Below are 24,848 nucleotides of genomic sequence, written 5' to 3'. Positions count from 1 at the left end.
GAGCCGGGGATGATGTGCGGCAACACCGGAATTGCCCGGGGTCCGTGCCCCGGCGCGCACCCCCGCGCGCCCCCGCCGCGGCTCAGTCCCCGTGTCCCAGCTGGAGATCGCGTTCCGTCCGGCCGCCGCCCGCCACTTGGAGCACGGTGGCGACCGGCGGATAGCCCGCGGCGATCACGGTGTACTCGCCGGAGGCGAGGTCGACGAAGCGGAAGGTGCCGTCCGGGCCCGTGGTGAGCGTGTCGACGACGTTACCCGCGATGTCCAGCAGCGTCACCCGGGCGTCCTCCACCGGCCGTCCGCTGCCGGCCCGGACCGTTCCGCGCAGGACGGCGCCCCCGGCGAGTTCGATGTCCTGTCGGGTCTCCCGGGCGGCCTGCACGGTGACCGGGCGGGCGGCCGGACGGAAGGCGGGGGCGCTCGCCGCGAGGGTGTACTCACCGGCCACCAGTTCGGTGATGGCATAGCCGCCCTGGTGTCCGCTGCGGGTGGTGGCGACGACCTCGCCGAGGACGTTGGTGAGCGTGACGGTCGCCTCCCGCACGGGAGTGCCGTCGGCGGTGAGCACCGAGCCCGCGAGGCGTCCGGCGCCGCCGAGCACCACGTCCAGCTCGACCGGGCGCTCGCCCACGGTCACCGAGACGGCCTGCGGCTGGTGTCCGCCCGCCGCCGCGATCAGCACGTACGCCCCCGCCCCCGGGGTGGCCAGCGCGTACCGTCCGTCCTCGCCGCTGGCGCCGCGCCCGATCTGTGCCCCGGCGACGTCGATGAGGGTGAGCGCGGCGCGCGGGACGACGGTGCCGTCGGGGCGCAGGACCGTGCCGCAGACGGGGAGTTCTTCGGTGTGCGGCGAACGGGCGTGCGGGACGGGTGCGTTGGCCGGGGCGGGCTCGGTTTCGGCGGCGGTGTGGGACACCAGGGGTTTCTCCTTGAGGAAGCAGGCGATGAGCAGACCGAGGACGAGCACCGGGACGAGGTAGAGGAAGATCCTCGGCATGGCGTCGGCGTACGCCTGGACGTAGGCGTCGCGCAGGCCCGGGGGCAGGGCGTGGACCGCCTGCGGGGTGATGGACTCGGGGTCGGGCAGCTCCGCGCCCGCTCCGGCGGGCAGACGGTCGGCGAGGGCGTCGGTGAGCCGGTCGGCGAAGAGGGTGCCGAAGACCGCGGCGCCGACGGATCCGCCGATCTGCCGGAAGTAGTTGTTGGCGCTGGTGGCGGTGCCGAGGTCGGCGGGGCGCACGGAGTTCTGCACGGCGAGGATCAGCACCGGCATCACCATGCCGATCCCGGCGCCGAGGACGGCCATCCAGAGGCTGTAGTGCAGCCGGGGCGTGTCGGCGTCCAGGCGGGCCAGCAGCCACATGCCGAGGACCGAGAGGGCGCCGCCGAGGACGGGGTAGATCCGGTACCGCCCGGTGTGGCTGATGAGTTGCCCGGCGATCACGGAGGCGCCGACGATGCCGGCCATCATGGGCAGCATGAGCAGCCCGGACTCGGTGGCGGAGGCCCCGTCGACCATTTGCAGGAAGGTCGGCAGGTAGCTGGCGGCTCCGAACAGGGCGATGCCGATCACCAGGCCCACCAGGCCGGTGATGTTGAAGACGGAGTCCCTGAACAGCCGCAGCGGGATGAGCGGTTCGGCGGCGGAACGCTCGGCGAGCAGGAACAGCACGGTGGCGACGACGGCGCCCGCGCCGAGTCCGAGGACGACCCGTGAGGTCCAGGCGTGCTCGGTGCCGCCCCAACTGGTCAGCAGGACCAGGCAGGTGGAGGCGGCGGCGAGCAGCAGCGCGCCGAGGACGTCCAGGCGGGGCCGGGCGGTGGGCCTCGGCAGCTTCAGCACGACGGCGACGACGGCGAGGGTGACCAGGCCGAAGGGGACGTTGATGTAGAAGCACCAGCGCCAGGAGAGGTGGTCGGTGAAGTAGCCGCCGAGCAGCGGTCCGGCGACCGAGGCGAGGCCGAAGGCGGCGCCGATCAGGCCCATGTACCGGCCGCGCTGCCGGGCCGGGACGATGTCGGCGATGATCGCCTGGACGCCGATCAGCAGTCCGCCCGCGCCGACGCCCTGGACGGCGCGGTAGGCGATGAGCTGGTCCATGGTCTCGGCGCGTCCGGCGAGCGCGGAGCCGATCACGAACACGACGATGGCGAACTGGAAGACGCCCTTGCGGCCGAGCAGGTCGCCGAGCTTGCCGTAGATCGGCAGGCCGATGGTGGAGGTGAGCAGATAGGCGGTGATCGCCCAGGACATCCGGTCCAGGCCGTGCAGCTCGCCGACGATCTTCGGCAGCGCGGTGGCGACGATCATCTGCTCCAGCGCGGCCAGCAGCAGCGCGAGCATCAGGGCGAAGAAGACCAACCGCACCCGGCGGGGGCCGAGTTCGGGGTCGGGGGCGGGTGGGCCGGCGGGCGGCTCCGGGGGTGCCTCGACCGGAAGGTCCCGCACCTCAGTCGTCCCGCCCACGTACCGCTCCCCTCGTCGCGCCTGCCACGCAATTCCCGCGTAATGCGGCAACTACGAGCAAGCGCGACGAGTTACGCCCTTTTGGTGCGGCACGGGCAGATCCACCCGATCCGGTGAGCGGGCTCAACACCCGGAGGGCACCGGAGACTTACTTGCCCACGTCAGCCCTGCTTCTCCACCTCGGCGGCGAAGTTCGCGAGCAGGGCGTCGTAGATCCGGCCGAGGCCCTTGGGGGCGAAGGTCTTCTCGAAGAAGCCGCCGATGCCGCCGGCGCCCTGCCAGGCGGTGTGCACGACGACCCGCGACTTGCCCTCGCCGGCCGGGGTGACCCGCCAGGTGGTGACCATGGAGGAGTTGCGGTCCTTCTCTACCAGCTCGCCGTCGGTGGGCTCGGTGACCTCCAGGAGGCAGTCGCGCACCCGCTTGCTGGTCGCCTGGAGCTTCCAGTGGACGAGGGTGCCCTCGCCGTCGCCGCCCTCGCGCACCTCGTACTCGCTGAAGTGCTCGGGCAGCACCTTCTGCCGGGTGCCGCTGTAGTCGGCGAGCGCGTCGAACACCGTCTCCGCGTCCGCCGCGACGATCCGCTCCGTAGTGGCCTCGACCTGCGCCATTGACTTCCTCCAGGAGGTGAATTGCTCGGGAATGGAGGCAAGCCAACCACTCGGCGGCCCGGCCGCCCAAATCGAGGTCGCACGATCAAGGGAACATGTGTTCTATTCTGTGGCCAGTGCTACCGAGGAGGCCGCATGCGCTGGGAGAACCTCGCCCTGGAGTCCGACCACAGCCGGGCCGACGCCGCGCTGTTCGGCGCCGACGCGGTGGTCACCCGTACCTTCGACACGCCCGAGTTCCGTGGCATCACCTTCCACGAGATCCGGGCCCGCTCGATCCTCAACCGGGTGCCGGGGGCCTCCCGCATGCCCTTCGAGTGGACGGTGAACCCCTACCGGGGGTGCTCGCACGCGTGCGTGTACTGCTTCGCGCGCAAGACCCACAGCTATCTGGACCTCGACACCGGGATCGGCTTCGACTCCCAGATCGTGGTCAAGGTGAACGCCCCGGAGGTGCTGCGCCGCCAGCTCGGCTCCCGGCGCTGGCTCGGCGACCACATCGCGATGGGCACGAACGTCGACTGCTACCAGCGGGCCGAGGGACGTTACCGGCTGATGCCGGGCATCATCGGCGCCCTGCGCGACCACGCGAACCCGTTCTCCATCCTGACCAAGGGCACGCTCGTCCTGCGCGACCTGGAGCCGCTGAAGCAGGCGGCGGCCGTGACCGACGTCGGCATCTCGGTCTCCGTCGGCTTCGTCGACGGCGAGCTGTGGCGGACGGTCGAGCCGGGCACGCCCGCCCCGGAGCGGCGCCTGGACGTGGTCCGCACGTTCGGCGAGCACGGCATCGGGTGCGGGGTGCTGATGGCGCCGGTGATCCCCTTCCTGAGCGACAGCCCGGCCCAACTGCGGGACACGGTAAGGGCGATAGCGGCGGCGGGCGCGACCTCGGTGACCCCGCTGGTGCTGCATCTGCGGCCCGGCGCCCGCGAGTGGTTCATGGCCTGGCTGGCCCGGCACCATCCGTATCTGGTGCGGCGCTACGAGCGGCTGTACGCGGAGGGGGCCTACGCGCCCAAGTGGTACCAGCGCCGGATCACCCGTCAGGTGCACGACCTGGCGCGGGAGTACGGCATCGGACCGGCCGATGCGGGGATGCCGCGCCGCATCCGTGAACCGGAGCCCGTCGAGTCCCAGCACACATCAGCAGACCCGACCGAACCTGTACAACTCTCGCTTATCTGAGAGCATCCGAGCGCATCTCGCGACCCGATTGGGTCAAGTCTTGGCAGAACGCGTTCTTCCGGCCGGGCTTTCCGGGACGATGCGGCGGTGGACCGTGACCTCGGTCCGAACACCCTCCGTCCTGGGAGGACTCGATGAGAAAACGCGCAGCCGTGCTGTGCGGTGCCGCCGTCGTACTGGCCGGGTCGTTCACCGCCGTGCCCGCCGAGGCGAGCGCGCCGCGGAAGGCCCCCGCGCTCGACTGGAAGAGCTGTGGGACGACGAACTACCCGACACTCCAGTGCGCCTCCCTGAAGGTGCCGCTGGATCACCGGAATCCGCACGGGCGGCAGATCACGCTCGCACTCTCGCGGGTGCCGCACACCGCGAAGAAGTACCAGGGCCCGCTGCTGGTGAACCCCGGCGGCCCCGGAGGAAGCGGCCTGAACCTGGCCGGGTTCGTCGCCAAGTCGCTGCCCGAGAAGGTGGCGGCGCAGTACGACGTCATCGGCTTCGACCCGCGCGGGGTCGGCAAGAGCACGCCCGCCCTCGACTGCAAGCCCGGCCACTTCGACCCGGTGCGCCCGGACTCGGTGCCGAGCACCCCGGCGATCGAGCGGGCCAACCTGCTGCGGGTGAAGTCCTTCGCCAAGGCGTGCCGCGACAAGCACCGGGATCTGCTCCCGTACATCAATACGGTCAGCGCCGTGCGCGACATGGACGCGATCCGAAAGGCCGTGGGCGCCAAGCAGATCAATTACTTCGGTTATTCGTACGGCACTTATCTCGGCGCGGTCTACGCCAAACTCTATCCGGAGCGGGTGCGGCGCCTGGTCCTGGACTCGATCGTCGACCCCACCGGCGTCTGGTACGAGGACAACCTCGGCCAGGACTACGCCTTCAACGACCGCCACCGCGCCTTCATGGCGTGGGTCGCCAAGCACGACGCGACCTACAAGCTGGGCACCGACCCGGCGAAGATCGAGAAGAAGTGGTACGCGATGCGGGCCGACCTGGCGAAGAAGCCGGCCGGCGGCAAGGTGGGCGCGGCGGAGCTGGAGGACACGTTCCTGCCGGGCGGCTACTACAACGGCTACTGGCCCTTCCTGGCCGACGCGTTCGCGGCGTACGTGGGTGACAAGAACACCGACCCGCTGGTCGAGGCGTACGACAACTTCGCCGCCATCGACGCGGCCGGGGACAACGGCTACAGCGTCTACGCCGCCGTGCAGTGCCGGGACGCGGACTGGCCGCGCAGCTGGTGGCAGTGGCGCCAGGACAACTGGGCGGTGCACGAGAAGGCGCCGTTCATGACCTGGAACAACGCCTGGTACAACGCGCCGTGCGCCTTCTGGCCGACGGAGACCCTGGAGCCGGTGAACGTCGCCAACCGCAAGCTGCCGCCGGTCCTGCTGTTCCAGGCGACCGAGGACGCGGCCACGCCCTACCAGGGCGGGGTGACCATGCACCGGCTGCTGAAGGGCTCCAGCCTGGTGGTGGAGGACGGCGGCCAGAACCACGGCATCTCGCTGAGCGGTAACTCGTGTCTGGACGAGCACCTCGCGACGTACCTGACGGACGGCACGGTGCCGCGCGGCGGCGGTGCGGTCGACGCGGTGTGCGAGGCGCTGCCCGACCCGGAGCCGCTGACCGCGGCGTCCTCCTCGCGGGGCGCGACGCTGCACGGGCTGCTGGGCTTCCGCGGCTGAGCACACCCTCCGGGGGCGGGCGTTGTCAGACCTGTGGTCCACCATGGACGCATGAGTGAGCTGACGAGGATTCCCGCCCCCGAAGGGGTGGCCGCCGCACCGCAGTACAGCCATGTGGTCATGGGCAGCGGCCGTTTCGTGGCCGTCGCCGGGCAGTTGCCGCTGGACGAGAAGGGCGAGCCGGTGGGCGCGGAAGACCCGGCGGCCCAGGCCCGCCAGGTCTTCGAGAACCTCAGGCGCTGTCTGGCCGCCGCCGGCGCGACCTTCGAGCACGTCGTCAAACTCACCTACTACGTCACGGACGTGGCGGACCTGCCCGCGATCCGCGCGGCCCGCGCCGAGCACATACCCGACGACCGTCTGCCCGCCGCCTCGGCGGTCCAGGTGGCGGCCCTGGTCCGCCCGGACTGCCGCATGGAGATCGAGGCGTTCGCGGTGGTGCCGGAGTGACCGGCATCCGGGTGCGGGAGATGGTGTACGACGACTGCGACCGGGTCGCCGGGATCCGCGTCGGCGGCTGGCGCACCGCGTACCGGGGACTGGTGCCGCAGTCCTACCTCGACGCCCTGGACATCGAGGAGGACACCGCCCGCCGGCGGGCCCGGTTCTCCGCGCACGACAGCACCGTGGTGAACCTGATCGCCGAGCACGACGGCAAGCCGGTGGGCTGGTCCTGCCACGGCCCGTACCGCGAGGGCGACACCCGCACGGCCGACGCCGAGCTGTACGCGATCTACGTCGACCCGGCCCACTGGGGCAAGGGCGCGGGCCAGGCCCTTCTGAGAGAGTCCCTGCACCGCTGCACAGCCGCCGGATACCCCCGCATGCTCCTCTGGGTCCTCAAGGACAACACCCCGGCCCGCCGCTTCTACGAACGGGCCGGTTTCCGACCGGACGGCGCACAGGAGCCGTTCGAGGTGCACGGCGTCCAGGTCCCCGAGGTGCGCTGCGTACGGGAGTTGACCACCGTCTGACCCCTCCTCACCGCTGTTTCGGAATCCGCGCCAGCGCGTGTACCGCCGCCTCCGCCAGGGCCGGGTGGGCCAGGGCCTCGTTGAGGACCGTTCGGGCGCGGGGGTCGCCCAGGGTGCCGAGGCCCTCCACGCAGGCCAGGGCGACTCGGCGGTACGGGTCGTGGGGGTGCAGGCGGCGTTGGAGGGTGGTGATCAGGGCCGGGACGGCTTCCGGGGCTCGGAGGCGGACCAGGAGGCGGACCGGGTGCAGGGCGTAGGCGACGCGGAGTTCGTTGGTGGCGAGGGCGGCCGCCGCGCGGGCCGTGCGCGGGTCGCCGAGGCGGGCCAGGGCGTGCGCCGCACAGACGCAGCGCTCGGGGTCCCGGTGGTTCAACAGCAGGACCAGGGACTCGAACGCCCTCCGGTCACCCGCGAGCCCGAGCCGGAACGCGGCCAGCTCCCGCGCCCACAGCGACTGCCCCGGCGCGGTCAGCACCCCGGCCAGCTCATCGGTGTCCTCGGTGGTGAGGAGCCGCTCGAACCCGGCCCCACCGCCCGACTCCCGCCGTAAGCGCTCCGTGAGTGATCGCAACTCTTCGTCCATGTACCGAGCGTATGGGCGCCCGCCACGGGACGGGACCTACATCACAAAGACGATGAAGAACGAGGACTGGCGCGCTCGTTACCCGCCGGTTAAGCTCAGACGAGCGAGATACCCCCCTCGCGAACCACCCGCGGTGGCCTGGTGACGCAGCCGCCGTGGGAGTAGTCGGTTCGGTGCCTCAGGTACCGCCAGTACGACTCGGCCACGGGACAGGGCCGGTCGGCCATCGCCGTTCACCGGACGTGTGCGCGTCCGCGTCGACGGCACCGGGCGTGTGCGCTCGCAGCCCGGACATACACCCGCATTCCTTTCCGCACCCGGTGCGCCCCCTCGGCGCACCGGGGCGCGTTCCCAGTCGTCACCCTCATTCCTGGAGTCCCGCGATGGCCACTCCCCCTGTCCGACACCCCTCAGTCCTCGCTCCAGACCGTCGCCGTCGTCGGCCTCGGCACCATGGGCACCGGTATCACCGAGGTCCTCGCCAAGGCCGGCCGCGAGGTCATCGGCATCGACATCAGCGAAGCCGCCGCCGCCCAGTCGCTCGCCGCCGTGGAGTCCTCCACCGCCCGCGCCGTGGAGCGCGGCAAGCTCACCGAGCAGGAGCGCGCCGACGCCCTGGCCCGTATCCGCACCACCACCGACCTGGCCGCCGCGGCCGACGCCGACCTGGTCATCGAGGTCGCGCCGGAGTCGTACGAGATCAAGCAGCAGATCTTCCGGGCGCTGGACGACATCGTGCGCCCCGGGACGATCCTGGCCACCGGCACCAACGCCCTGTCCGTCACCCGGCTCGCCGCCGACTCGGCGCGTCCGGAGCGGGTGCTGGGCCTGCACTTCTTCAACCCGGCCCCGGCGATGAAGCTGGTGGAGGTGGTCTCCTCGGTGCTGACCGCGCCGACCGCCGTCAGCGCCGTCACCGAACTCGCCGTGGCCCTGGGCAAGGAGCCCGTGGCGGTCGGCGACCGGCCCGGATTCGTCGCCGACGGACTGCTGTTCGGCTACCTCAACCAGGCCGCCGCGATGTACGAGGCCAAGTACGCCTCCCGCGAGGACATCGACGCCGCGATGCGGCTCGGCTGCGGTCTGCCCATGGGCCCGCTGGCCCTGCTGGACCTCATCGGCATCGACACCGCCCGAACCGTCCTGGAAGCCATGTACGCCGAGTCCCACGACCGGCTGCACGCCCCGGCGCCGATCCTGAAGCAGCTCAGCGAGGCCGGGCTGACGGGCCGTAAGTCGGGCCGCGGCTTCTACACCTACGAGGCCCCGGGCAGCCCGGTCGTCGTGCGGGACGCCCTGACGCCGCTGGAGGGCTCCGTGCAGGCCCCCGGCCGCGAGGTCCGCTCCGTCGGCGTCGCCGGTTCCGGCACCATGGCCTCCGGTATCGCCGAGGTCTTCGCCAAGGCCGGTTACGACGTCGTTCTCGCCGCCCGCAGCCCGGAGAAGGCCGAGGCCGCGAAGGCCAGGATCGGCAAGTCCCTGTCCCGCTCGGTGGACAAGGGGCGGATGACCGCCGAGGCCGCCGCCCAGACGCTGGACCGGATCACCCCGGCCGGCAGCTACGACTCCTTCGCCGAGGTCGACCTGGCCGTCGAGGCCGTCGCCGAGGACCTGGAGATCAAGCAGCAGCTGTTCGCCACGCTGGACAAGGTCTGCAAGCCGGGCGCGGTGCTCGCCACCACCACCTCCTCGCTGCCGGTCGTCGCCTGCGCCCGGGCCACCTCGCGCCCGCACGACGTGATCGGCATGCACTTCTTCAACCCGGCCCCGGCGATGAAGCTGGTCGAGGTGGTCCGTACCGTCCTGACCGCCGACGACGTGCACGCCACGGTCCGCGAGGTCTGCGGCCGGATCAGGAAGCACGCCGTGGACTGCGGCGACCGGGCCGGATTCATCGTGAACGCGCTGCTCTTCCCGTACCTGAACAACGCGATCAAGATGGTCCAGGAGCACTACGCCTCGCTCGACGACATCGACGCGGCGATGAAGCTCGGCGGCGGCTACCCGATGGGCCCGTTCGAGCTGCTGGACGTGGTCGGGCTGGATGTCTCGCTGGCCATCGAGAAGGTGCTGCACCGCGAGTTCCGCGACCCGGGCCTGGCCCCGGCGCCGCTGCTGGAGCACCTGGTGGCCGCGGGCTGCCTCGGCCGCAAGACGGGCCGCGGCTTCCGCGAATATGCCCGCCGGTGACCGCCCCGGCGACTGGTTCCGGGTAGCCGAGGACTGGGGCGGACTGCTCGACCCCGCGGCGTCTCCCCCGCCCGCCCAGGGCGGGGGAACCCCGGGACATGCGCACCATCCTGCGCAGATGCAGTACGTTCGGGTCATGTCCCAGCCCGCCAAGTCCTCACGTACACCAGCCACGCCCGACGCGCCGGAGAGTGCCGCGGGCACGCGCGCGGCCGCCCAGCGGCTCAAGATGCGCCGGGAGCTGGCGGCCGCGGCGATGGAGCTGTTCGCCACCAAGGGGTACGAGGCGACCACCGTCGACGAGATCGCGGCCGCGGCCGGTGTCGCCCGCCGCACCTTCTTCCGGCACTTCCGCTCCAAGGAAGAGGCGATCTTCCCCGATCACGACGACACCCTGATCCGCGCCGAGGCGGTGCTCAACGCCGCCCCCGCGCACGAGCATCCGCTCGACACGGTGTGCCGCGGGATCAAGGAAGTGATGCGGATGTACGCGGCCCGCCCGGAGATCTCGGTCGCCCGCTACAAGCTCACGCGCGAGGTGCCCACCCTGCGCGAGGCCGAGATCGCCTCGGTGGCCCGCTACGAACGCCTCTTCACCCGGTACCTGCTCGGCCACTTCGACGAGCACGCCCACGACGACGACGCCAACGACGACCCGCTGCTGGCGGAGGTGGCCGCCTCCGCCGTGGTCACCGCGCACAACCATGTGCTGCGGCGCTGGCTGCGGGCGGGCGGACAGGGCGATGTGGAGGCGCAGCTGGACCACGCCTTCGCGATCGTCCGCAAGACCTTCGGCACCGGCATCGGGGCCGGCCGCACCACCCCGCAGCCCCAGCCGGCCGCGGCGACCGCCTCCACCCACGGTGAGGTGCTGGTGACGGTGGCCCGCACGGACGCCCCCCTGGACCAGGTCATGCGGACCATCGAGGAGGCGCTCAAGGAGCGCTGAAGCCCCCCACGAGGGCAGTTCGCCAATGTGATGACGGCCACCCCACCGGGTGGCCGTTTTGGCATGTCAGAGCAGGTTTTCCGGCGCTTTTCAGGACGCGTTCGATCGATCATCGCTCATTTGTTACGTAAAGATTTCACCTGAGAGCAACTTCTGGCACTCAGTGCCTTGCGGCCTGACACGCGGTGTCATACGTTCATGGTGTCCGGCCTGTCCCGACGAGCCCAACGGCTCGCGCGCCGGACGCCTGCGTCACAGGCACCTCCCGCGCCACAAAGCGCTGCCGAACCAGCACCACCCCCGCCGAACCGACGGCACCCAACCCACCCTCAGCAGCACCGACGTAACCCTCAGCGCCCCTCCCTCAGGGCGCTCATCGCCGGAGGCATCACCGTGACCGTGAAGGACATCCTGGACGCGATCCAGTCGCCCGACTCCACCTCGGCCGACTTCGCGAATCTGCCGCTCCCCGAGTCGTACCGCGCGATCACCGTGCACAAGGACGAGACGGAAATGTTCGCGGGCATCAGCACCCGCGACAAGGACCCGCGCAAGTCGCTCCACCTCGACGACGTGCCGCTGCCGGAGCTCGGCCCCGGCGAGGCCCTGGTGGCCGTCATGGCCTCCTCCGTCAACTACAACTCGGTGTGGACCTCGATCTTCGAGCCGCTGCCGACCTTCGGCTTCCTGGAGCGCTACGGCCGGCTCTCCGAGCTGACCAAGCGCCACGACCTGCCGTACCACATCATCGGCTCCGACCTCGCGGGCGTCGTCCTGCGCACCGGCCCCGGTGTCAACGCCTGGAAGCCCGGTGACGAGGTCGTCGCGCACTGCCTCTCGGTCGAGCTGGAGTCCTCCGACGGCCACAACGACACGATGCTCGACCCCGAGCAGCGGATCTGGGGCTTCGAGACCAACTTCGGCGGCCTCGCCGAGATCGCCCTGGTCAAGTCCAACCAGCTGATGCCCAAGCCGGGCCACCTCAGCTGGGAGGAGGCCGCCGCGCCGGGCCTGGTCAACTCCACCGCCTACCGCCAGCTGGTCTCCCGCAACGGCGCCGGCATGAAGCAGGGCGACAACGTCCTGATCTGGGGCGCCAGCGGCGGACTCGGCTCCTACGCCACCCAGTTCGCGCTGGCCGGCGGCGCCAACCCGATCTGTGTGGTGAGCAGCCCTCAGAAGGCCGAGATCTGCCGGGCGATGGGCGCCGAGGCGATCATCGACCGCAACGCCGAGGGCTACAAGTTCTGGAAGGACGAGAACACCCAGGACCCGAAGGAGTGGAAGCGCTTCGGCAAGCGCATCCGTGAGCTGACCGGCGGCGAGGACATCGACATCGTCTTCGAGCACCCGGGCCGCGAGACCTTCGGCGCGAGCGTCTTCGTCACCCGCAAGGGCGGCACCATCACCACCTGCGCGTCGACCTCGGGCTACATGCACGAGTACGACAACCGCTACCTGTGGATGTCGCTGAAGCGGATCATCGGTTCGCACTTCGCCAACTACCGCGAGGCGTGGGAGGCCAACCGCCTGATCGCGAAGGGCAAGATCCACCCGACGCTGTCGAAGACCTACTCCCTGGAGGAGACCGGCCAGGCCGCGTTCGACGTGCACCGCAACCTCCACCAGGGCAAGGTCGGCGTGCTCTGCCTCGCCCCCGAGGAGGGCCTGGGCGTGCGCGACGAGGAACTGCGCGCCAAGCACATCGACGCCATCAACCGCTTCCGCAACATCTGAGGGCACCAGGAACATGAGCGAGCGTCAGACAGCGGCTGCGCCCGAGGGCGCGTCGGCGTCGAAAGAGACGAGGACAAGGGCGCGAAGCGACCGCGGGCTGAGGAACGTCGACGCCGACACAGAGCGCCCTCGGGCGCAGCCGCAAAAGGAAAGGGACCGGCCGTGGCTGATGCGGACCTATGCCGGTCACTCCACGGCGGAGGCGTCCAACGAGCTGTACCGGCGCAATCTCGCCAAGGGTCAGACCGGTCTGTCCGTGGCCTTCGACCTGCCGACGCAGACCGGCTACGACCCCGACCACATCCTCGCCCGCGGCGAGGTCGGCCGGGTCGGGGTGCCGGTCTCGCACCTCGGTGACATGCGCCGGCTGTTCCAGGACATCCCCCTGGAGCAGATGAACACCTCGATGACGATCAACGCCACCGCCATGTGGCTGCTGGCGCTCTACCAGGTCGTCGCCGAGGAGCAGGGTGCCGACATCACCAAGCTCCAGGGCACGACCCAGAACGACATCGTCAAGGAGTACCTCTCCCGCGGCACGCACGTCTTCCCGCCCGGGCCGAGCCTGCGCCTGACGACGGACATGATCGCGTACACGGTCTCCCACATCCCCAAGTGGAACCCGATCAACATCTGCAGCTACCACCTGCAGGAGGCGGGCGCCACGCCGGTCCAGGAGATCGCGTACGCGATGTCCACGGCCATCGCGGTGCTCGACGCCGTGAAGGCCGGCGGCCAGGTGCCCGAGGAGCGGATGGGCGATGTCGTCGCCCGGATCTCGTTCTTCGTCAACGCGGGCGTCCGCTTCGTCGAGGAGATGTGCAAGATGCGCGCCTTCGGCCGCATCTGGGACAAGGTCACCCGCGAGCGCTACGGCATCCAGGACCCCAAGCAGCGCCGCTTCCGCTACGGCGTCCAGGTCAACTCCCTGGGCCTGACGGAGGCGCAGCCGGAGAACAACGTCCAGCGGATCGTGCTGGAGATGCTGGCCGTCACCCTCTCCAAGGACGCCCGCGCGCGTGCCGTGCAGCTGCCCGCCTGGAACGAGGCGCTGGGTCTGCCCCGGCCCTGGGACCAGCAGTGGTCGCTGCGCATCCAGCAGGTCCTCGCCCATGAGAGCGACCTGCTGGAGTACGACGACATCTTCGAGGGCTCGAAGGTGATCGAGGCCAAGGTCGAGGCGCTGGTGGAGGAGTCGCTCGCGGAGATCGAGCGGATCCAGGAGATGGGCGGCGCGATGGCGGCCGTCGAGTCCGGCTACCTCAAGTCGCAGCTGGTCGCCTCGCACGCCGAGCGCCGGGCCCGGATCGAGTCCGGCCAGGAGAAGATCGTCGGCGTCAACATCTTCGAGACGACCGAGCCCAACCCGCTCACCGCCGACCTGGACACCGCCATCCAGACGGTCGACCCGGCCGTCGAGGAGCAGGTCATCGCGGCCCTGCAGCACTGGCGCGACACGCGCTACCAGCCGCCCTTCAACCACCCGCGCCCCTGCAAGGCGCTGGAGCGGCTGAAGGAGGCCGCCAAGGGCACCGACAACCTCATGGAGGCCACGCTGGAGTGCGCCCGCGCGGGTGTCACCACCGGCGAGTGGGCCGGCGCCCTGCGCGAGGTGTTCGGCGAGTTCCGGGCGCCGACGGGGGTCTCCTCCGCGCCGGTCGCGGTGACCGCCGCCGAGGGCACCGCCCTGGCGGAGGTGCGCCGCAAGGTGGAGCTGACGGCGCAGGACATGAACGTCGGCAAGCTGCGCTTCCTGGTCGGCAAGCCCGGTCTGGACGGCCACTCCAACGGCGCCGAGCAGATCGCCGTGCGGGCCCGTGACGCCGGGTTCGAGGTGGTCTACCAGGGCATCCGGCTCACCCCGGAGCAGATCGTGGACGCGGCCCTCGCCGAGGACGTGCACGCGGTGGGCCTGTCCATCCTCTCCGGATCGCACGCCCAGCTGGTCCCGGACGTGCTGGAGCGGCTGCGTGTGGCCGGTGCCACAGATATCCCGGTGATCGCCGGTGGCATCATCCCGAATGGCGACGCCGAGCAGCTCAAGGCCGCGGGAGTGGCCGCCGTCTTCACCCCGAAGGACTTCGACATCACCGGAATCATCGGCCGCATCGTCGACGAGATCCGCAAAGCGAACAAGCTCGACCCCCTGGAGGTCCCCGCATGACCACGGTCAACCGCCTTCGCCCCCGGCGTTCCTGCCTGGCGGTACCGGGCTCGAACCCGCGCTTCCTGGAGAAGGCCCAGGGCCTCCCGGCCGACCAGGTCTTCCTGGACCTGGAGGACGCCTGCGCTCCGCTGGCCAAGCCCGAGGCGCGGCACACCATCGTCAAGTTCCTCAACGAGGGCGACTGGACGGGCAAGACGCGCGTGGTCCGGGTCAACGACTGGACGACGGAGTGGACGTACCGCGATGTCGTGACCGTCGTCGAGGGCGCCGGCCAGAACCTCGACTGCATCATGCTGCCGAAGGTGCAGACGGCCCAGCAGGTCGTCGCGCTGGACCTGCTGCTGACCCAGATCGAGAAGACGATGGGCTTCGAGGTCGGCAAGATCGGCATCGAGGCGCAGATCGAGAACGCGCAGGGCCTGAACAACGTCAACGAGATCGCCCAGGCCTCCCCCCGCCTGGAGACGATCATCTTCGGCCCGGCCGACTTCATGGCGTCCATCAACATGAAGTCCCTCGTGGTCGGCGAGCAGCCGCCCGGCTACCCGGCGGACGCCTACCACTACATCCTGATGAAGATCCTGATGGCCGCCCGCGCCAACAACCTCCAGGCGATCGACGGTCCCTACCTGCAGATCCGCAACGTCGACGGCTACCGCGCGGTCGCCCAGCGCGCCGCAGCCCTCGGCTTCGACGGCAAGTGGGTGCTGCACCCGGGTCAGGTCGAGGCGTCCAACGAGATCTTCTCGCCCTCGCAGGAGGACTACGACCACGCCGAACTGATCCTGGACGCGTACGACTACTACACGTCCGAGGCGGGCGGCAAGAAGGGCTCGGCGATGCTCGGCGACGAGATGATCGACGAGGCCAGCCGCAAGATGGCCCTGGTCATCGCGGGCAAGGGACGCGCCGCCGGTATGCGGCGCACCAGCAAGTTCGAGATCCCGGAGGCCTGAGCGCGATGCAGTTCGGACGCACCTACGAGGAGTTCGAGGTCGGGGCGACGTACAAGCACTGGCCGGGCAAGACGGTCACCGAGTACGACGACCACCTGTTCTGTCTCCTCACCATGAACCACCACCCGCTCCACATGGACACCAACTATGCGGAGAAGACGACGGACTTCGGCAAGAACGTCGTCGTCGGGAACTACATCTACTCGCTGCTGCTCGGCATGAGCGTGCCGGACATCTCCGGCAAGGCGATCGCCAACCTGGAGATCGAGTCGCTCAAGCACGTGGCGCCGACCTTCCACGGCGACACGATCTACGGCGAGACCACCGTCCTCGACAAGTGGCCGTCGAAGTCGAAGAACGACCGCGGCATCGTCTACGTCGAGACCAAGGGCTACAAGCAGGACGGCACGCTGGTCTGCGTGTTCCGCCGCAAGGTGATGGTGCCCACCGAGACGTACATCAAGGAGCGCGGCGGCGAGCAGCCGGGCCGCCCGGAACTGAACGCCCCTTCGGAAAAGACGGAGAAGTAGGCCATGGCCCGTCTCGCCCAGACCGCCGGTCTGACCGACATCCAGCAGGAGATCCTCTCCACCGTCCGCGACTTCGTGGACAAGGAGATCATCCCGGTCGCCACCGAGCTGGAGCACCGCGACGAGTATCCGCAGCAGATCGTCGACGGCCTCAAGGAGTTGGGCCTGTTCGGCCTGATGATCCCCGAGGAGTACGGCGGCCTGGGCGAGTCCCTCCTGACGTACGCCCTGTGCGTGGAGGAGATCGCGCGCGGCTGGATGTCGGTCTCCGGCATCATCAACACGCACTTCATCGTGGCGTACATGCTCAAGCAGCACGGCACGCAGGAGCAGAAGGACCACTTCCTCCCGAGGATGGCGGCCGGTGACATCCGCGGCGCCTTCTCCATGTCGGAGCCGGGCCTGGGTTCCGATGTGTCGGCGATCACATCGAAGGCGGTGAAGGACGGCGAGGAGTACGTCCTCAACGGCCAGAAGATGTGGCTGACGAACGGCGGAACGTCGTCCCTCGTGGCCGTTCTGGTGCGAAGTGACGAAGGACACCCCGAGGGCACGGCGCCCCACAAGTCGATGACGACCTTCCTGATCGAGAAGGAGCCCGGCTTCGGTGAGGTCCGCCCCGGCCTGACCATTCCGGGCAAGATCGACAAGATGGGGTACAAGGGGGTCGACACCACCGAACTCATCATGGATGGCCTGCGAGTTCCGGCCGACCGGGTGCTCGGCGGGGTCACCGGACGAGGTTTTTACCAAATGATGGACGGCGTCGAAGTCGGCCGCGTCAATGTCGCGGCACGTGGCTGCGGTGTCGCTCAGCGTGCCTTCGAACTCGGTGTCCAGTACGCCCAGCAGCGTCACACTTTCGGCAAGCCGATCGCCCAGCACCAGGCGATCCAGTTCAAGCTGGCCGAGATGGCTACCAAGGTCGAGGCCGCGCATGCGATGATGGTGAACGCGGCACGCAAAAAGGACTCCGGGGAGCGAAACGACCTCGAAGCAGGGATGGCGAAGTACCTCGCCTCCGAGTACTGCAAGGAGGTCGTCGAGGACGCCTTCCGGATCCACGGCGGCTACGGCTTCTCCAAGGAGTACGAGATCGAGCGCCTCTACCGAGAGGCTCCGATGCTGCTGATCGGCGAAGGTACCGCCGAGATCCAGAAAATGATCATCGGTCGCAGGCTGCTCGAAGAGTATCGATTCCAGGGCTGATTGTCCGGATACGGGGTGTTTTCTTGGAGAAGAAGATCACACCCCGTCAACACTCTTCAGCCGCCGACTCGGCTTCCTGGCTTGCCCAGTTGCGGTCCGCGACCGGTACGATCCCGGGAAAGCCGCCGTCCCCCTCGCCGCGCGGCATCATCCGCTACGAAGGTCATCCATGCCCCACAGCCAAACCTCTGCACCTCGCGAAAGCCTGGCCGGCGTACGCCTGGCACGCGGAGCATCGCCGTGGCTCCTTCCGACCGTCGCCACCGCCGCCGTCAGCCTGGCCAAGGCCCGCCGCTCGGGAGTAGCCAAGGCCGTCGCCGTGCCCGCCACCGCCCTCGCGGCGGGCATGCTCTGGTTCTTCCGCGACCCCGAGCGCGAGATCGCCCAGGGCAGAGTCATCTCGCCCGCCGACGGTGTGGTGCAGAGCATCATGCCGTGGAAGGACGGCCGCACCCGCGTCGCCATCTTCATGAGCCCGCTCAACGTCCACGTCAACCGTGCGCCGCTCTCCGGCACGGTGACGTCGGTCGAGCACATCCCCGGCGGGTTCGTTCCGGCGTTCAACAAGGAGAGCGAGAACAACGAACGCGTGGTCTGGCATTTCGACACCGAGCTCGGTGACATCGAGATGGTCCAGATCGCCGGCGCGGTGGCCCGCCGGATCGTGCCCTACATCCCTCAGGGCACGAAGGTGGAGCAGGGCGACCGCATCGGGCTGATCCGCTTCGGCTCCCGGGTCGACATCTACCTGCCCGAGGGCGTGGAGGTCGCGGTCGAGGTCGGTCAGAAGACCGTGGCTGGGGTGACTCGCATTGACCGTGATTGATCCAGAGACCCAGCCCGGCTGGGCGCCCGAGGCCGACGAGGTCGACGACGAGGAGGAGATGCCTCTCTCGCTCCGCCTCTCAATAGCGGACACGCTCACCCTCGGTAACGCCACGTGCGGCTTCATGGCGGTGTACTTCACCACCACCGGCATCCTGATCCCGCACCTCACGGGCAGCCAGGAGTCCGGCATGGCCCGCCACAGCGCGGCCACGGCGGTCATCCTGATGCTCTGCGCGGCGGTCTTCGACCTGTTCGACGGCCTGGTCGCGAGGAAGCTCCGCTCGTCCCCCATGGGTGCCGAGCTGGACAACCTCTCCGACCTGATCAGCTTCGGCCTGGCACCGGCGTACTTCGTCCTGGTGTACGGCATGGTCGCCGACGACGCCCACCAGCGGGTGGCGGCGGTCGGGGCGATCGTGGTGCTGCTGGCGGTGGTGCTGCGGCTGGCCCGTTTCTCCTGCGTGACGATGAAGGACGGCATGTTCCAGGGCATGCCCTCCCCCTTCGGCGCGCTGACGGTGGTCTCGATCGTCCTGCTGGAGCTGCCCTTCGTGGCGACGCTGCTGGCGATCCTGGGCACGGCCTGGCTGATGGTGAGCCGGGTGGAGTACCCGAAGCCGCGGGGCCGCCTGGCGGTGGCCATGCTGTCCTGGATCGTGGTCTCCATGGGCCTGCTCGCCGCCTGGGCCTTCGACGCCCCCAGCGGCCAGCTCCTCCTCCAGACCGGCTGCGCCCTGCAACTGGTCACGGGCGCGGTGATCCCCCTGTTCGCCACGGCCCGCCGAGTGAACAACTTCCGCGACAACCGCCGAGAGGCAAGGGCAGCCCAGCTGCCGTAGCACGGTCAAGAAAAGGGCCCGGGACCTTCGAGGTCCCGGGCCCTTCTTGTTTTGCTTTCAGCCCGTCCGGCGTTTGCTTTCAGCCCGTCCGGCGTTTGAGGACGAGGCCCGTTCAGGGCCGACGGGGGTCCAGGGGGCGGAGCCCCCTGGGCGGGGTCGAAGGAGCGGCAGCCTCTGGGGACGGGAACGGGTAGGGGCGGCGGGGGCGAAAAAAGCCCACGTCAGTGCAGGAAATCCCCCGCGATCCGCGCAGCGACCCGCTCCAGAATCGGCCCCGCGTCCGCGATGCACTTGGCGACATCCGGCTCGACCTCGGTCAACGGATAAGCCCGCCGAATCCCCGCCCGCCCCAACGCCTCCGGCGGCAACGCCAGCCGCCCACACACAGCGACGACTTCCTTCCCGGCCGCCCGAGCCACCGCGGCAACCCCCGCCGGCGCCTTCCCGTGCAGCGTCTGCTCGTCCAGCGACCCCTCCCCGGTGATCACCAGCTCGGCCCGCTCCAGCGCCGGAGCGAATCCGAGAACATCGAGCATGACCTCGATACCGGCCCGGAACCGCGCACCGATCAGCAACGCCCCGTAACCGATACCCCCCGCGGCCCCGGCCCCCGGCGCAACGGCGTGCGAAGCCGCGGCGGCCCCGACGGCCCCCTCCAGCACCTTCGCGAAGTGCACGAGCGCGGCGTCCAGCGCCGCCACATCGTCCGGCGAGGCCCCCTTCTGCGGCCCGTACACCGCCGGAGCCCCCTTCGGCCCGGTCAGCGGATTGTCGACGTCACTGGCGAGCACCAGGTCCACGGACGACAGCCGCGGATCCAGCCCCGACAGGTCGGCGGAGGCCACCTCGGCCAGCCCGCCCCCACCGGGCCCCACCGGCTCCCCGTCCGCGTCCAGGAACCGCGCCCCGAGCGCGGCCAGCATCCCGGCCCCGCCGTCGGTCGTGGCGCTGCCCCCGACCCCGAACACGATCGTCCGCGCACCCGCGTCGAGCGCGGCGCGCAACAGTTCCCCGGAGCCGTACGTGGAGGCCGTGAGCGGCGCGAAGACGCCCGCCGGGAGCCGCTGGAGTCCGCTGGCCTCCGCCATCTCCACGACCGCGGTGTCGCCGCGCAGCGCGAACGCCGCCGATACCTCGTCACCGAGCGGCCCGGCGACCCGGACCTCACGCCGTTCGAATCCGGCCGCGACCGCCGCGTCCACGGTGCCGTCCCCGCCGTCGGCCACGGGCAGCGCCTCGACCTCGACGTCCGGCACGACCCGACGCAGTCCGGCCGTGACCCGCTCGGCGACCTGCACGGCCGTCAGCGAGCCCTTGAACTTGTCCGCGGCGATGAGCACGCGCTGTGTCACCTGTGATCCCCTTGCTCTCCGGGCCCCGCGCTCACGCACGTCAAGGCCAGTCGCGCCGCTGCGACCCTATCCGGAGGACACCCCCGCCGTCATGCCCCGCCCGCCCCGTGGACGGCCCGCGCACGGCACCGGAACCGGGCCGTTCCCCCGCTGTCCCCACCTCCCGGAATCAGGTACACCGGAGCTATGACCCCTGTGGGTACCGTGACCGAGATCGAGGACCGTGTTCTCGGGGGCTGGCTGGGTCGGGTTGCCGGGAACATGCTCGGCAAACCGGTCGAGCAGGGCGACCTGTGGACGCGGGACCGGATCGACCGCTATCTGCGGCGCGCCGACGCGCTGCCGCTCACGGACTATCTGCCCGAGCCGCCCACCAACAGCGACGACGCCTTCGAGCTGCGCCCCGAGTGGCGCAGCTGTGTGCGCGGGCGGATCCACGGCAGCTGCCGGGACGACGACGTCGACTACGCCATCCTGGGCCTGGACCTGCTGGAGACCCACGGCTTCGACTTCAGCACCGAGCAGGTCGGGGACCTGTGGCTGCTGAGACTGCCGTTCCGCCAGACCTTCACGGCCGAGCGCGCCGCGTACCGCAACCTCGCCAACGGGCTCAAGCCGCCGCTGACGGCGACCTTCGACAACCCCTACCAGGAGTGGATCGGCGCCCTGATCCGCGCCGACATCTTCGGCTGGACCTGCCCGGGCGAGCCGCGCCGGGCCGCCGCGCTGGCCCGCCGCGACGCGGTACTGTCGCACACCGGGAACGGCGTGTACGGCGCGATGTGGGCGGCGGCGCTGATCGCGGCGGCGTTCACCGCGCCGACCCTGCGGCACGCGCTCACCGAGGCGCTGGCCGTGATCCCGGCCTCCAGCAGGCTCTCCCGTACCGTGCGCCGGGTGCTGTCCCTGCACGACGCCCGGCTGCCCTGGGAGGAGACCCTCGCCACCGTCTCCGAGGAGACCGCGGGCCTGGGCTGGATCCACACCGTCCCGAACGCGGCGGTGCTGACCGCGGGGCTGCTGTACGGCGACGGCGACTTCACCCGCACCATCACGCTCACCGTCCGCGGCGGCCTGGACACCGACTCGAACGGGGCGACCGCCGGTTCCGTGGCGGGGGTACTGACCGGGGCGGAGGCGATCCCCGCGCAGTGGCGGGACCCGCTGGAGGACACGGTGCGCAGCGCGGTGTTCGGCTTCGACGGGGTGAGCATCACCGAACTGGCTGAACGGACCGTGCGGTTGGCCGACAGCACGTGACACACGGTTACCCTTCGAGGGTGACCACTCAGGACTTCGCCACGTACCTCGCGGGCCTGCCCCGCGTCCTCGCCGGTGCCGCCGCCCTGTTCCGGGACGCGGACGGACGGGTGCTGCTCGTCGAGCCCAACTACCGCGAGGGCTGGGCCCTTCCGGGCGGCACGGTCGAGTCCGACGACGGCGAGACCCCGCGCCAGGGCGCCCGGCGCGAGACGGCGGAGGAGATCGGCCTCGACGTGGAACTCGGCCGGCTGCTCGCGGTGGACTGGGTGCAGTGGCCCGGCCGCCCGCCCCTGGTCGCCTACCTCTACGACGGAGGAGTCCTGGACGAGGACCGGCTCAAGTCGATCCGCCTCCAGGAGGAGGAGCTGCTGTCCTGGCGCCTGGTCCCGCGCGAGGACCTGACCGACTATCTTCCGGGCGCCCTGGGCCGCCGTGTCCTGGCCGCCCTGGAGGTACTGGCGGACGGCGCGGGCACCGCGGAGCTGGAGGACGGGCACCGGGTCGGCTGACCGCGAATATCCGTTCGCCCGGCCCCCGGCGCCCGCTTACCCTCGGTGCCATGGCCAAACCCCTCGTCGCCCTGCTCAGCGGCGCCGGTATCAGCACCGACTCCGGAATCCCCGACTACCGCGGGCCGAACGGCCTGTGGCGGCGCGATCCGGAGGCCGAGAAGCTGGTGACGTACGAGTACTACATGGGCGATCCGGAGATCCGGCGGCGCTCCTGGCAGATGCGCCGCAAGAACCGCACGCTGAAGGCGGAGCCGAACGCCGCGCACCGCGCGGTCGTGGAGCTGGAGCGGTCCGGGGTGCCGGTGCGGGTGATCACGCAGAACGTGGACGGGCTGCACCAGCTCGCCGGGATGCCCGCCCGCAAGGTGCTGGAGCTGCACGGCAGCGCCCGCGGCGTGGTGTGCACCAAGTGCCGTGCGCGCGGCCCGATGGAGGACGCGCTGGCCCGGGTGGAGGCCGGTGAGGACGATCCGCCGTGCCTGGAGTGCGGGGGGATCCTGAAGTCGGCGACGGTGATGTTCGGCGAGCGCCTGGACCCGGTGGTGCTGGGCGAGGCGGTCGCGATCAGCAAGGCGTGCCAGGTGTTCATCGCGGTCGGCAGCAGCCTCCAGGTGCAGCCCGCCGCGGGGCTCGCGGGTGTGGCCGCCGACCACGGCGCCCGGCTCGTCATCGTCAACGCCGAGCCGACGCCGTACGACGACCGTGCCGACGAGGTGATCCGGGAGCCGATCGGCACCGCGCTGCCGAAGCTGCTGCGGGAGCTGGCCGCCCAGTAGCCCGGGGTCACTGGAACAGGGCCAGTCCGCTCTCGAAGTCCAGCAGGCGGCGCTTGCGGTCGAGGCCGCCGCCGTAGCCGGTGAGGCCGCCGCTCGCGCCGACGACGCGGTGGCAGGGGACGATGATGCCGACCGGGTTCCGGCCGTTGGCGAGACCGACCGCGCGGGAGGCGTTGGGACTGCCGAGTTCGTCGGCGAGTTGGCCGTACGTGCGGGTCTCGCCGTACGGGATCGTGCGGAGCCGGTCCCAGACGCGGCGCTGGAACGGGGTTCCCTTCAGGCGCAGTTCGAGGGTGAACTCCTTCAACTCGCCCGCGAAGTAGGCCTTGAGCTGTTCCTCGGCCGCCGCGAAGGCAGGGTGGTCGTCGCGGGGGCCGAAGGACTCCTCCGGTGGGCGGTGGCGTTGCCCGGTCATGTAGAGCCCGGACAGGACGCCGTCGTCGGCGACCAGGGTGAGAGGGCCGTAGGGGCTGTCGATCACGGTGTGGGTGTGCATGGAACGTCCTTAGACCGGGAGGAAGTTGATCGGGTGGCTGTCGGTCGCCCACAGGTACTGGACGGCGTACGCCCGCCAGGGCCGCCAGGCCGCGGCGCGGGCGGTGAGGGCGGCGGGGGTCGAGGGCAGGCCCAACTCCCCCGCCGCGCGCCGGATTCCGAGGTCGGTGGGGAGGAAGGCGTCGGGGTCGCCGAGCGCGCGCATCGCGATGACGTCGACCGTCCAGGGGCCGAAGCCGGGCAGGTCGAGCAGTCGGGCGCGGGTCTCGGCCCAGTCGCTGTCCACGCCCAGGTGGATGCTTCCGTCGGCGAGTTGGCTCACCAGGGTGGTGAAGGTGGTGCGGCGGGTGCGCGGCATCGCCAGGGACTCGGGGTCCAGGGCGGCGAGCGCCTCGGGGGCCGGGAACAAATGGGTGAGGCCGCCCTCGGGGTCGTGCACCGGTTCGCCGTGGGCAGTGACCAGGCGGGCGGCGTGGGTGCGGGCGGCGGCGGTGGAGACCTGCTGGCCGAGGACGGCCCGTACGGCGAACTCGGCCTCGTCGACGGTGCGCGGGACGCGGCGGCCGGGGGCCTTGGCGACCAGCGGGGCGAGCACGGGGTCCGCGCCGAGCTGCTCGTCGACGGCGACCGGGTCGGCGTCGAGGTCGAGCAGACGGCGGCAGCGGCTGATGGCGACGGTGAGGTCGCGCAGGTCGCCCAGGATCAGGCGGCAGGCGATGTGGTCGGGTTTCGGGGTCAGGGAGACGATGCCGTGGCCGTGGGGCAGGCGCAGGGTGCGGCGGTAGGCGCCGTCGCGCCACTCCTCGACGCCGGGGACGGCGGTCGCGGCGAGGTGGCCGAAGAGGTTGTCGGGGTTGAGCGGGAGCCGGAACGGCAGGCGCAGGGTCAGTGCTCCGGGCGCTGCGCGGCCGGGGTGCGGCGCGCGGGCGCGCAGTTCGCTCGGGGCGAGGGCGTAGACCTCGCGGACGGTGTCGTTGAAGGTGCGGATGGAGGAGAAGCCGGCGGCGAAGGCGATCTCGGCCATCGGCAGCGCGGTCGTCTCGATCAGCAGGCGTGCGGTCCGGGCGCGCTGGGCGCGGGCCAGGGCGAGCGGGCCCGCGCCCAGCTCGGCCAGGAGCTGCCGCTCGATCTGCCGGGTGCTGTAGCCGAGCCGGGCGGCGAGTCCGGGCACGCCCTCGCGGTCCACGACCCCGTCGCCGATCAACCGCATGGCTCGGGCGACGAGATCGGCCCGCTGGTTCCACTCCGGCGAGCCGGGGCTGGCGTCCGGCCGGCACCGTTTGCAGGCCCGGAAGCCCGCCTGCTGGCAGGCGGCGGCGCTCGGGTGGAACACCATGTTCTGCGGCTTCGGCGCGACCACCGGGCAGCTCGGCCGGCAGTAGATCCCGGTGGTCAGGACGGCGGTGTAGAACCACCCGTCGAACCGCGCGTCCTTGGCCCGAACGGCCCGGACACAGGCCCCCGTGTCGGTGTGCATCCCCTTGTGCATGCGTCCAGCATCGACCAGGCGCCCCGGGATGGCTGGCGAGTTTCC

Annotated in this window: 22 protein-coding genes; 16 read left to right on the top strand and 6 right to left on the bottom strand. The window is 70.7% G+C overall.

The window, feature by feature from the left end; genetic code table 11:
- Window positions 1-82: 82 nt before the first annotated feature.
- Window positions 83-2,467 (bottom strand): MFS transporter, encoded by a 2,385-nt coding sequence (locus GA0115233_RS09320; RefSeq protein ID WP_093719656.1) that lies wholly within the window; start codon window positions 2,465-2,467, stop codon window positions 83-85.
- A gap of 161 nt (window positions 2,468-2,628) precedes the next feature.
- Window positions 2,629-3,078, bottom strand: a complete 450-nt coding sequence (locus tag GA0115233_RS09315) for an SRPBCC family protein (RefSeq protein ID WP_093719655.1) — start codon at window positions 3,076-3,078, stop codon at window positions 2,629-2,631.
- Window positions 3,079-3,213: 135 nt separating this feature from the next.
- On the opposite strand from GA0115233_RS09315, the gene GA0115233_RS09310 reads away from it, so the two are divergent.
- From GA0115233_RS09310 to GA0115233_RS09295, 4 genes are all read left to right on the top strand, one after another.
- Window positions 3,214-4,266 (top strand): Rv2578c family radical SAM protein, encoded by a 1,053-nt coding sequence (locus tag GA0115233_RS09310; RefSeq protein ID WP_093719654.1) that lies wholly within the window; start codon window positions 3,214-3,216, stop codon window positions 4,264-4,266.
- A gap of 134 nt (window positions 4,267-4,400) precedes the next feature.
- Entirely contained in the window at window positions 4,401-5,954 is a 1,554-nt protein-coding gene (locus GA0115233_RS09305) for an alpha/beta hydrolase (protein WP_093719653.1), read from the top strand.
- A 51-nt stretch (window positions 5,955-6,005) separates the two neighbouring features.
- Window positions 6,006-6,404, top strand: a complete 399-nt coding sequence (locus tag GA0115233_RS09300) for a RidA family protein (protein WP_093719652.1) — start codon at window positions 6,006-6,008, stop codon at window positions 6,402-6,404.
- Window positions 6,401-6,928: a GNAT family N-acetyltransferase gene (locus tag GA0115233_RS09295; protein WP_093719651.1), complete on the top strand. Its 528-nt coding sequence runs from the start codon at window positions 6,401-6,403 to the stop codon at window positions 6,926-6,928. The genes GA0115233_RS09300 and GA0115233_RS09295 overlap by 4 nt, the downstream gene beginning before the upstream one ends.
- Before the next feature lie 7 nt (window positions 6,929-6,935).
- Here the strand turns inward: GA0115233_RS09295 and GA0115233_RS09290 are convergent, their stop codons facing one another.
- Window positions 6,936-7,511 carry an adenylosuccinate lyase gene (locus GA0115233_RS09290; RefSeq protein WP_093719650.1) on the bottom strand — a complete coding sequence of 192 codons (576 nt, stop codon included), beginning with the start codon at window positions 7,509-7,511 and terminating at the stop codon, window positions 6,936-6,938.
- Between the two features lie 366 nt (window positions 7,512-7,877).
- Between GA0115233_RS09290 and GA0115233_RS09285 the strand changes: the two genes are divergently transcribed.
- The 9 genes from GA0115233_RS09285 to pssA all read left to right on the top strand — a co-directional run bounded on the left by GA0115233_RS09285 (window position 7,878) and on the right by pssA (window position 18,916).
- Window positions 7,878-9,701 carry a 3-hydroxyacyl-CoA dehydrogenase family protein gene (locus GA0115233_RS09285; protein WP_093719649.1) on the top strand — a complete coding sequence of 608 codons (1,824 nt, stop codon included), beginning with the start codon at window positions 7,878-7,880 and terminating at the stop codon, window positions 9,699-9,701.
- Between the two features lie 136 nt (window positions 9,702-9,837).
- Window positions 9,838-10,650, top strand: coding sequence for a TetR family transcriptional regulator (locus tag GA0115233_RS09280; RefSeq protein ID WP_218063428.1), 813 nt, complete (start codon window positions 9,838-9,840; stop codon window positions 10,648-10,650).
- 399 nt (window positions 10,651-11,049) lie between these two features.
- Complete coding sequence (gene ccrA, locus GA0115233_RS09275) at window positions 11,050-12,387, top strand: crotonyl-CoA carboxylase/reductase (protein WP_176711698.1); 1,338 nt, start codon at window positions 11,050-11,052, stop codon at window positions 12,385-12,387.
- A 97-nt stretch (window positions 12,388-12,484) separates the two neighbouring features.
- Window positions 12,485-14,551: a protein meaA gene (locus GA0115233_RS09270; protein ID WP_176711697.1), complete on the top strand. Its 2,067-nt coding sequence runs from the start codon at window positions 12,485-12,487 to the stop codon at window positions 14,549-14,551.
- Window positions 14,548-15,510, top strand: a complete 963-nt coding sequence (locus tag GA0115233_RS09265; protein ID WP_093719645.1) for an HpcH/HpaI aldolase/citrate lyase family protein — start codon at window positions 14,548-14,550, stop codon at window positions 15,508-15,510. Before GA0115233_RS09270 ends, GA0115233_RS09265 begins: the two co-directional genes overlap by 4 nt.
- 5 nt (window positions 15,511-15,515) lie before the next feature.
- Window positions 15,516-16,040, top strand: a complete 525-nt coding sequence (locus GA0115233_RS09260; RefSeq protein ID WP_093719644.1) for a MaoC family dehydratase — start codon at window positions 15,516-15,518, stop codon at window positions 16,038-16,040.
- Window positions 16,041-16,043: 3 nt separating this feature from the next.
- Window positions 16,044-17,249, top strand: coding sequence for an acyl-CoA dehydrogenase family protein (locus tag GA0115233_RS09255; RefSeq protein ID WP_093719643.1), 1,206 nt, complete (start codon window positions 16,044-16,046; stop codon window positions 17,247-17,249).
- Window positions 17,250-17,418: 169 nt separating this feature from the next.
- On the top strand, window positions 17,419-18,075 hold the full coding sequence (locus GA0115233_RS09250; RefSeq protein WP_093719642.1) for a phosphatidylserine decarboxylase: 657 nt from the start codon (window positions 17,419-17,421) through the stop codon (window positions 18,073-18,075).
- A gap of 58 nt (window positions 18,076-18,133) precedes the next feature.
- The gene (gene pssA, locus GA0115233_RS09245; protein WP_093719695.1) at window positions 18,134-18,916 is read left to right on the top strand and encodes a CDP-diacylglycerol--serine O-phosphatidyltransferase; all 783 of its coding nucleotides are present in this window, start codon (window positions 18,134-18,136) and stop codon (window positions 18,914-18,916) included.
- A 221-nt stretch (window positions 18,917-19,137) separates the two neighbouring features.
- Here the strand turns inward: pssA and GA0115233_RS09240 are convergent, their stop codons facing one another.
- Window positions 19,138-20,256 (bottom strand): glycerate kinase, encoded by a 1,119-nt coding sequence (locus GA0115233_RS09240; RefSeq protein WP_176711696.1) that lies wholly within the window; start codon window positions 20,254-20,256, stop codon window positions 19,138-19,140.
- A 198-nt stretch (window positions 20,257-20,454) separates the two neighbouring features.
- On the opposite strand from GA0115233_RS09240, the gene GA0115233_RS09235 reads away from it, so the two are divergent.
- Genes GA0115233_RS09235 through GA0115233_RS09225 form a run of 3 tightly spaced genes read left to right on the top strand, consistent with a single transcriptional unit; the run spans window position 20,455 to window position 22,819 of the window.
- On the top strand, window positions 20,455-21,528 hold the full coding sequence (locus tag GA0115233_RS09235) for an ADP-ribosylglycohydrolase family protein (protein WP_093719640.1): 1,074 nt from the start codon (window positions 20,455-20,457) through the stop codon (window positions 21,526-21,528).
- Between the two features lie 20 nt (window positions 21,529-21,548).
- Window positions 21,549-22,040: an NUDIX domain-containing protein gene (locus GA0115233_RS09230; RefSeq protein ID WP_093719639.1), complete on the top strand. Its 492-nt coding sequence runs from the start codon at window positions 21,549-21,551 to the stop codon at window positions 22,038-22,040.
- A 50-nt stretch (window positions 22,041-22,090) separates the two neighbouring features.
- Entirely contained in the window at window positions 22,091-22,819 is a 729-nt protein-coding gene (locus GA0115233_RS09225; protein ID WP_093719638.1) for an SIR2 family NAD-dependent protein deacylase, read from the top strand.
- A 7-nt stretch (window positions 22,820-22,826) separates the two neighbouring features.
- Here the strand turns inward: GA0115233_RS09225 and GA0115233_RS09220 are convergent, their stop codons facing one another.
- Window positions 22,827-23,315, bottom strand: a complete 489-nt coding sequence (locus tag GA0115233_RS09220) for a methylated-DNA--[protein]-cysteine S-methyltransferase (protein ID WP_093719637.1) — start codon at window positions 23,313-23,315, stop codon at window positions 22,827-22,829.
- A gap of 9 nt (window positions 23,316-23,324) precedes the next feature.
- Window positions 23,325-24,791: an AlkA N-terminal domain-containing protein gene (locus tag GA0115233_RS09215; protein WP_093719694.1), complete on the bottom strand. Its 1,467-nt coding sequence runs from the start codon at window positions 24,789-24,791 to the stop codon at window positions 23,325-23,327.
- Between the last annotated feature and the right edge of the window lie 57 nt (window positions 24,792-24,848).

The organism is Streptomyces sp. DI166, assembly GCF_900091315.1.
GTDB lineage: Bacteria > Actinomycetota > Actinomycetes > Streptomycetales > Streptomycetaceae > Streptomyces > Streptomyces fuscus.
Note: the sequence above shows the minus strand (reverse complement) of the source record. Positions and strands in the feature narration are given on the sequence as shown.

Excerpts from the sequence above, each read along its gene's own strand:
- GA0115233_RS09255 (WP_093719643.1), top strand. The coding sequence starts at position 16,044 with ATGGCCCGTCTCGCCCAGACCGCCGGTCTGACCGACATCCAGCAGGAG.
- GA0115233_RS09225 (WP_093719638.1), top strand. The coding sequence starts at position 22,091 with ATGGCCAAACCCCTCGTCGCCCTGCTCAGCGGCGCCGGTATCAGCACC.
- GA0115233_RS09290 (WP_093719650.1), bottom strand. The coding sequence starts at position 7,511 with ATGGACGAAGAGTTGCGATCACTCACGGAGCGCTTACGGCGGGAGTCG.
- GA0115233_RS09300 (WP_093719652.1), top strand. The coding sequence starts at position 6,006 with ATGAGTGAGCTGACGAGGATTCCCGCCCCCGAAGGGGTGGCCGCCGCA.
- GA0115233_RS09220 (WP_093719637.1), bottom strand. The coding sequence starts at position 23,315 with ATGCACACCCACACCGTGATCGACAGCCCCTACGGCCCTCTCACCCTG.
- GA0115233_RS09305 (WP_093719653.1), top strand. The coding sequence starts at position 4,401 with ATGAGAAAACGCGCAGCCGTGCTGTGCGGTGCCGCCGTCGTACTGGCC.
- GA0115233_RS09250 (WP_093719642.1), top strand. The coding sequence starts at position 17,419 with ATGCCCCACAGCCAAACCTCTGCACCTCGCGAAAGCCTGGCCGGCGTA.
- GA0115233_RS09265 (WP_093719645.1), top strand. The coding sequence starts at position 14,548 with ATGACCACGGTCAACCGCCTTCGCCCCCGGCGTTCCTGCCTGGCGGTA.
- GA0115233_RS09310 (WP_093719654.1), top strand. The coding sequence starts at position 3,214 with ATGCGCTGGGAGAACCTCGCCCTGGAGTCCGACCACAGCCGGGCCGAC.
- GA0115233_RS09235 (WP_093719640.1), top strand. The coding sequence starts at position 20,455 with ATGACCCCTGTGGGTACCGTGACCGAGATCGAGGACCGTGTTCTCGGG.
- GA0115233_RS09215 (WP_093719694.1), bottom strand. The coding sequence starts at position 24,791 with ATGCACACCGACACGGGGGCCTGTGTCCGGGCCGTTCGGGCCAAGGAC.
- GA0115233_RS09260 (WP_093719644.1), top strand. The coding sequence starts at position 15,516 with ATGCAGTTCGGACGCACCTACGAGGAGTTCGAGGTCGGGGCGACGTAC.
- GA0115233_RS09315 (WP_093719655.1), bottom strand. The coding sequence starts at position 3,078 with ATGGCGCAGGTCGAGGCCACTACGGAGCGGATCGTCGCGGCGGACGCG.
- GA0115233_RS09280 (WP_218063428.1), top strand. The coding sequence starts at position 9,838 with ATGTCCCAGCCCGCCAAGTCCTCACGTACACCAGCCACGCCCGACGCG.
- pssA (WP_093719695.1), top strand. The coding sequence starts at position 18,134 with ATGCCTCTCTCGCTCCGCCTCTCAATAGCGGACACGCTCACCCTCGGT.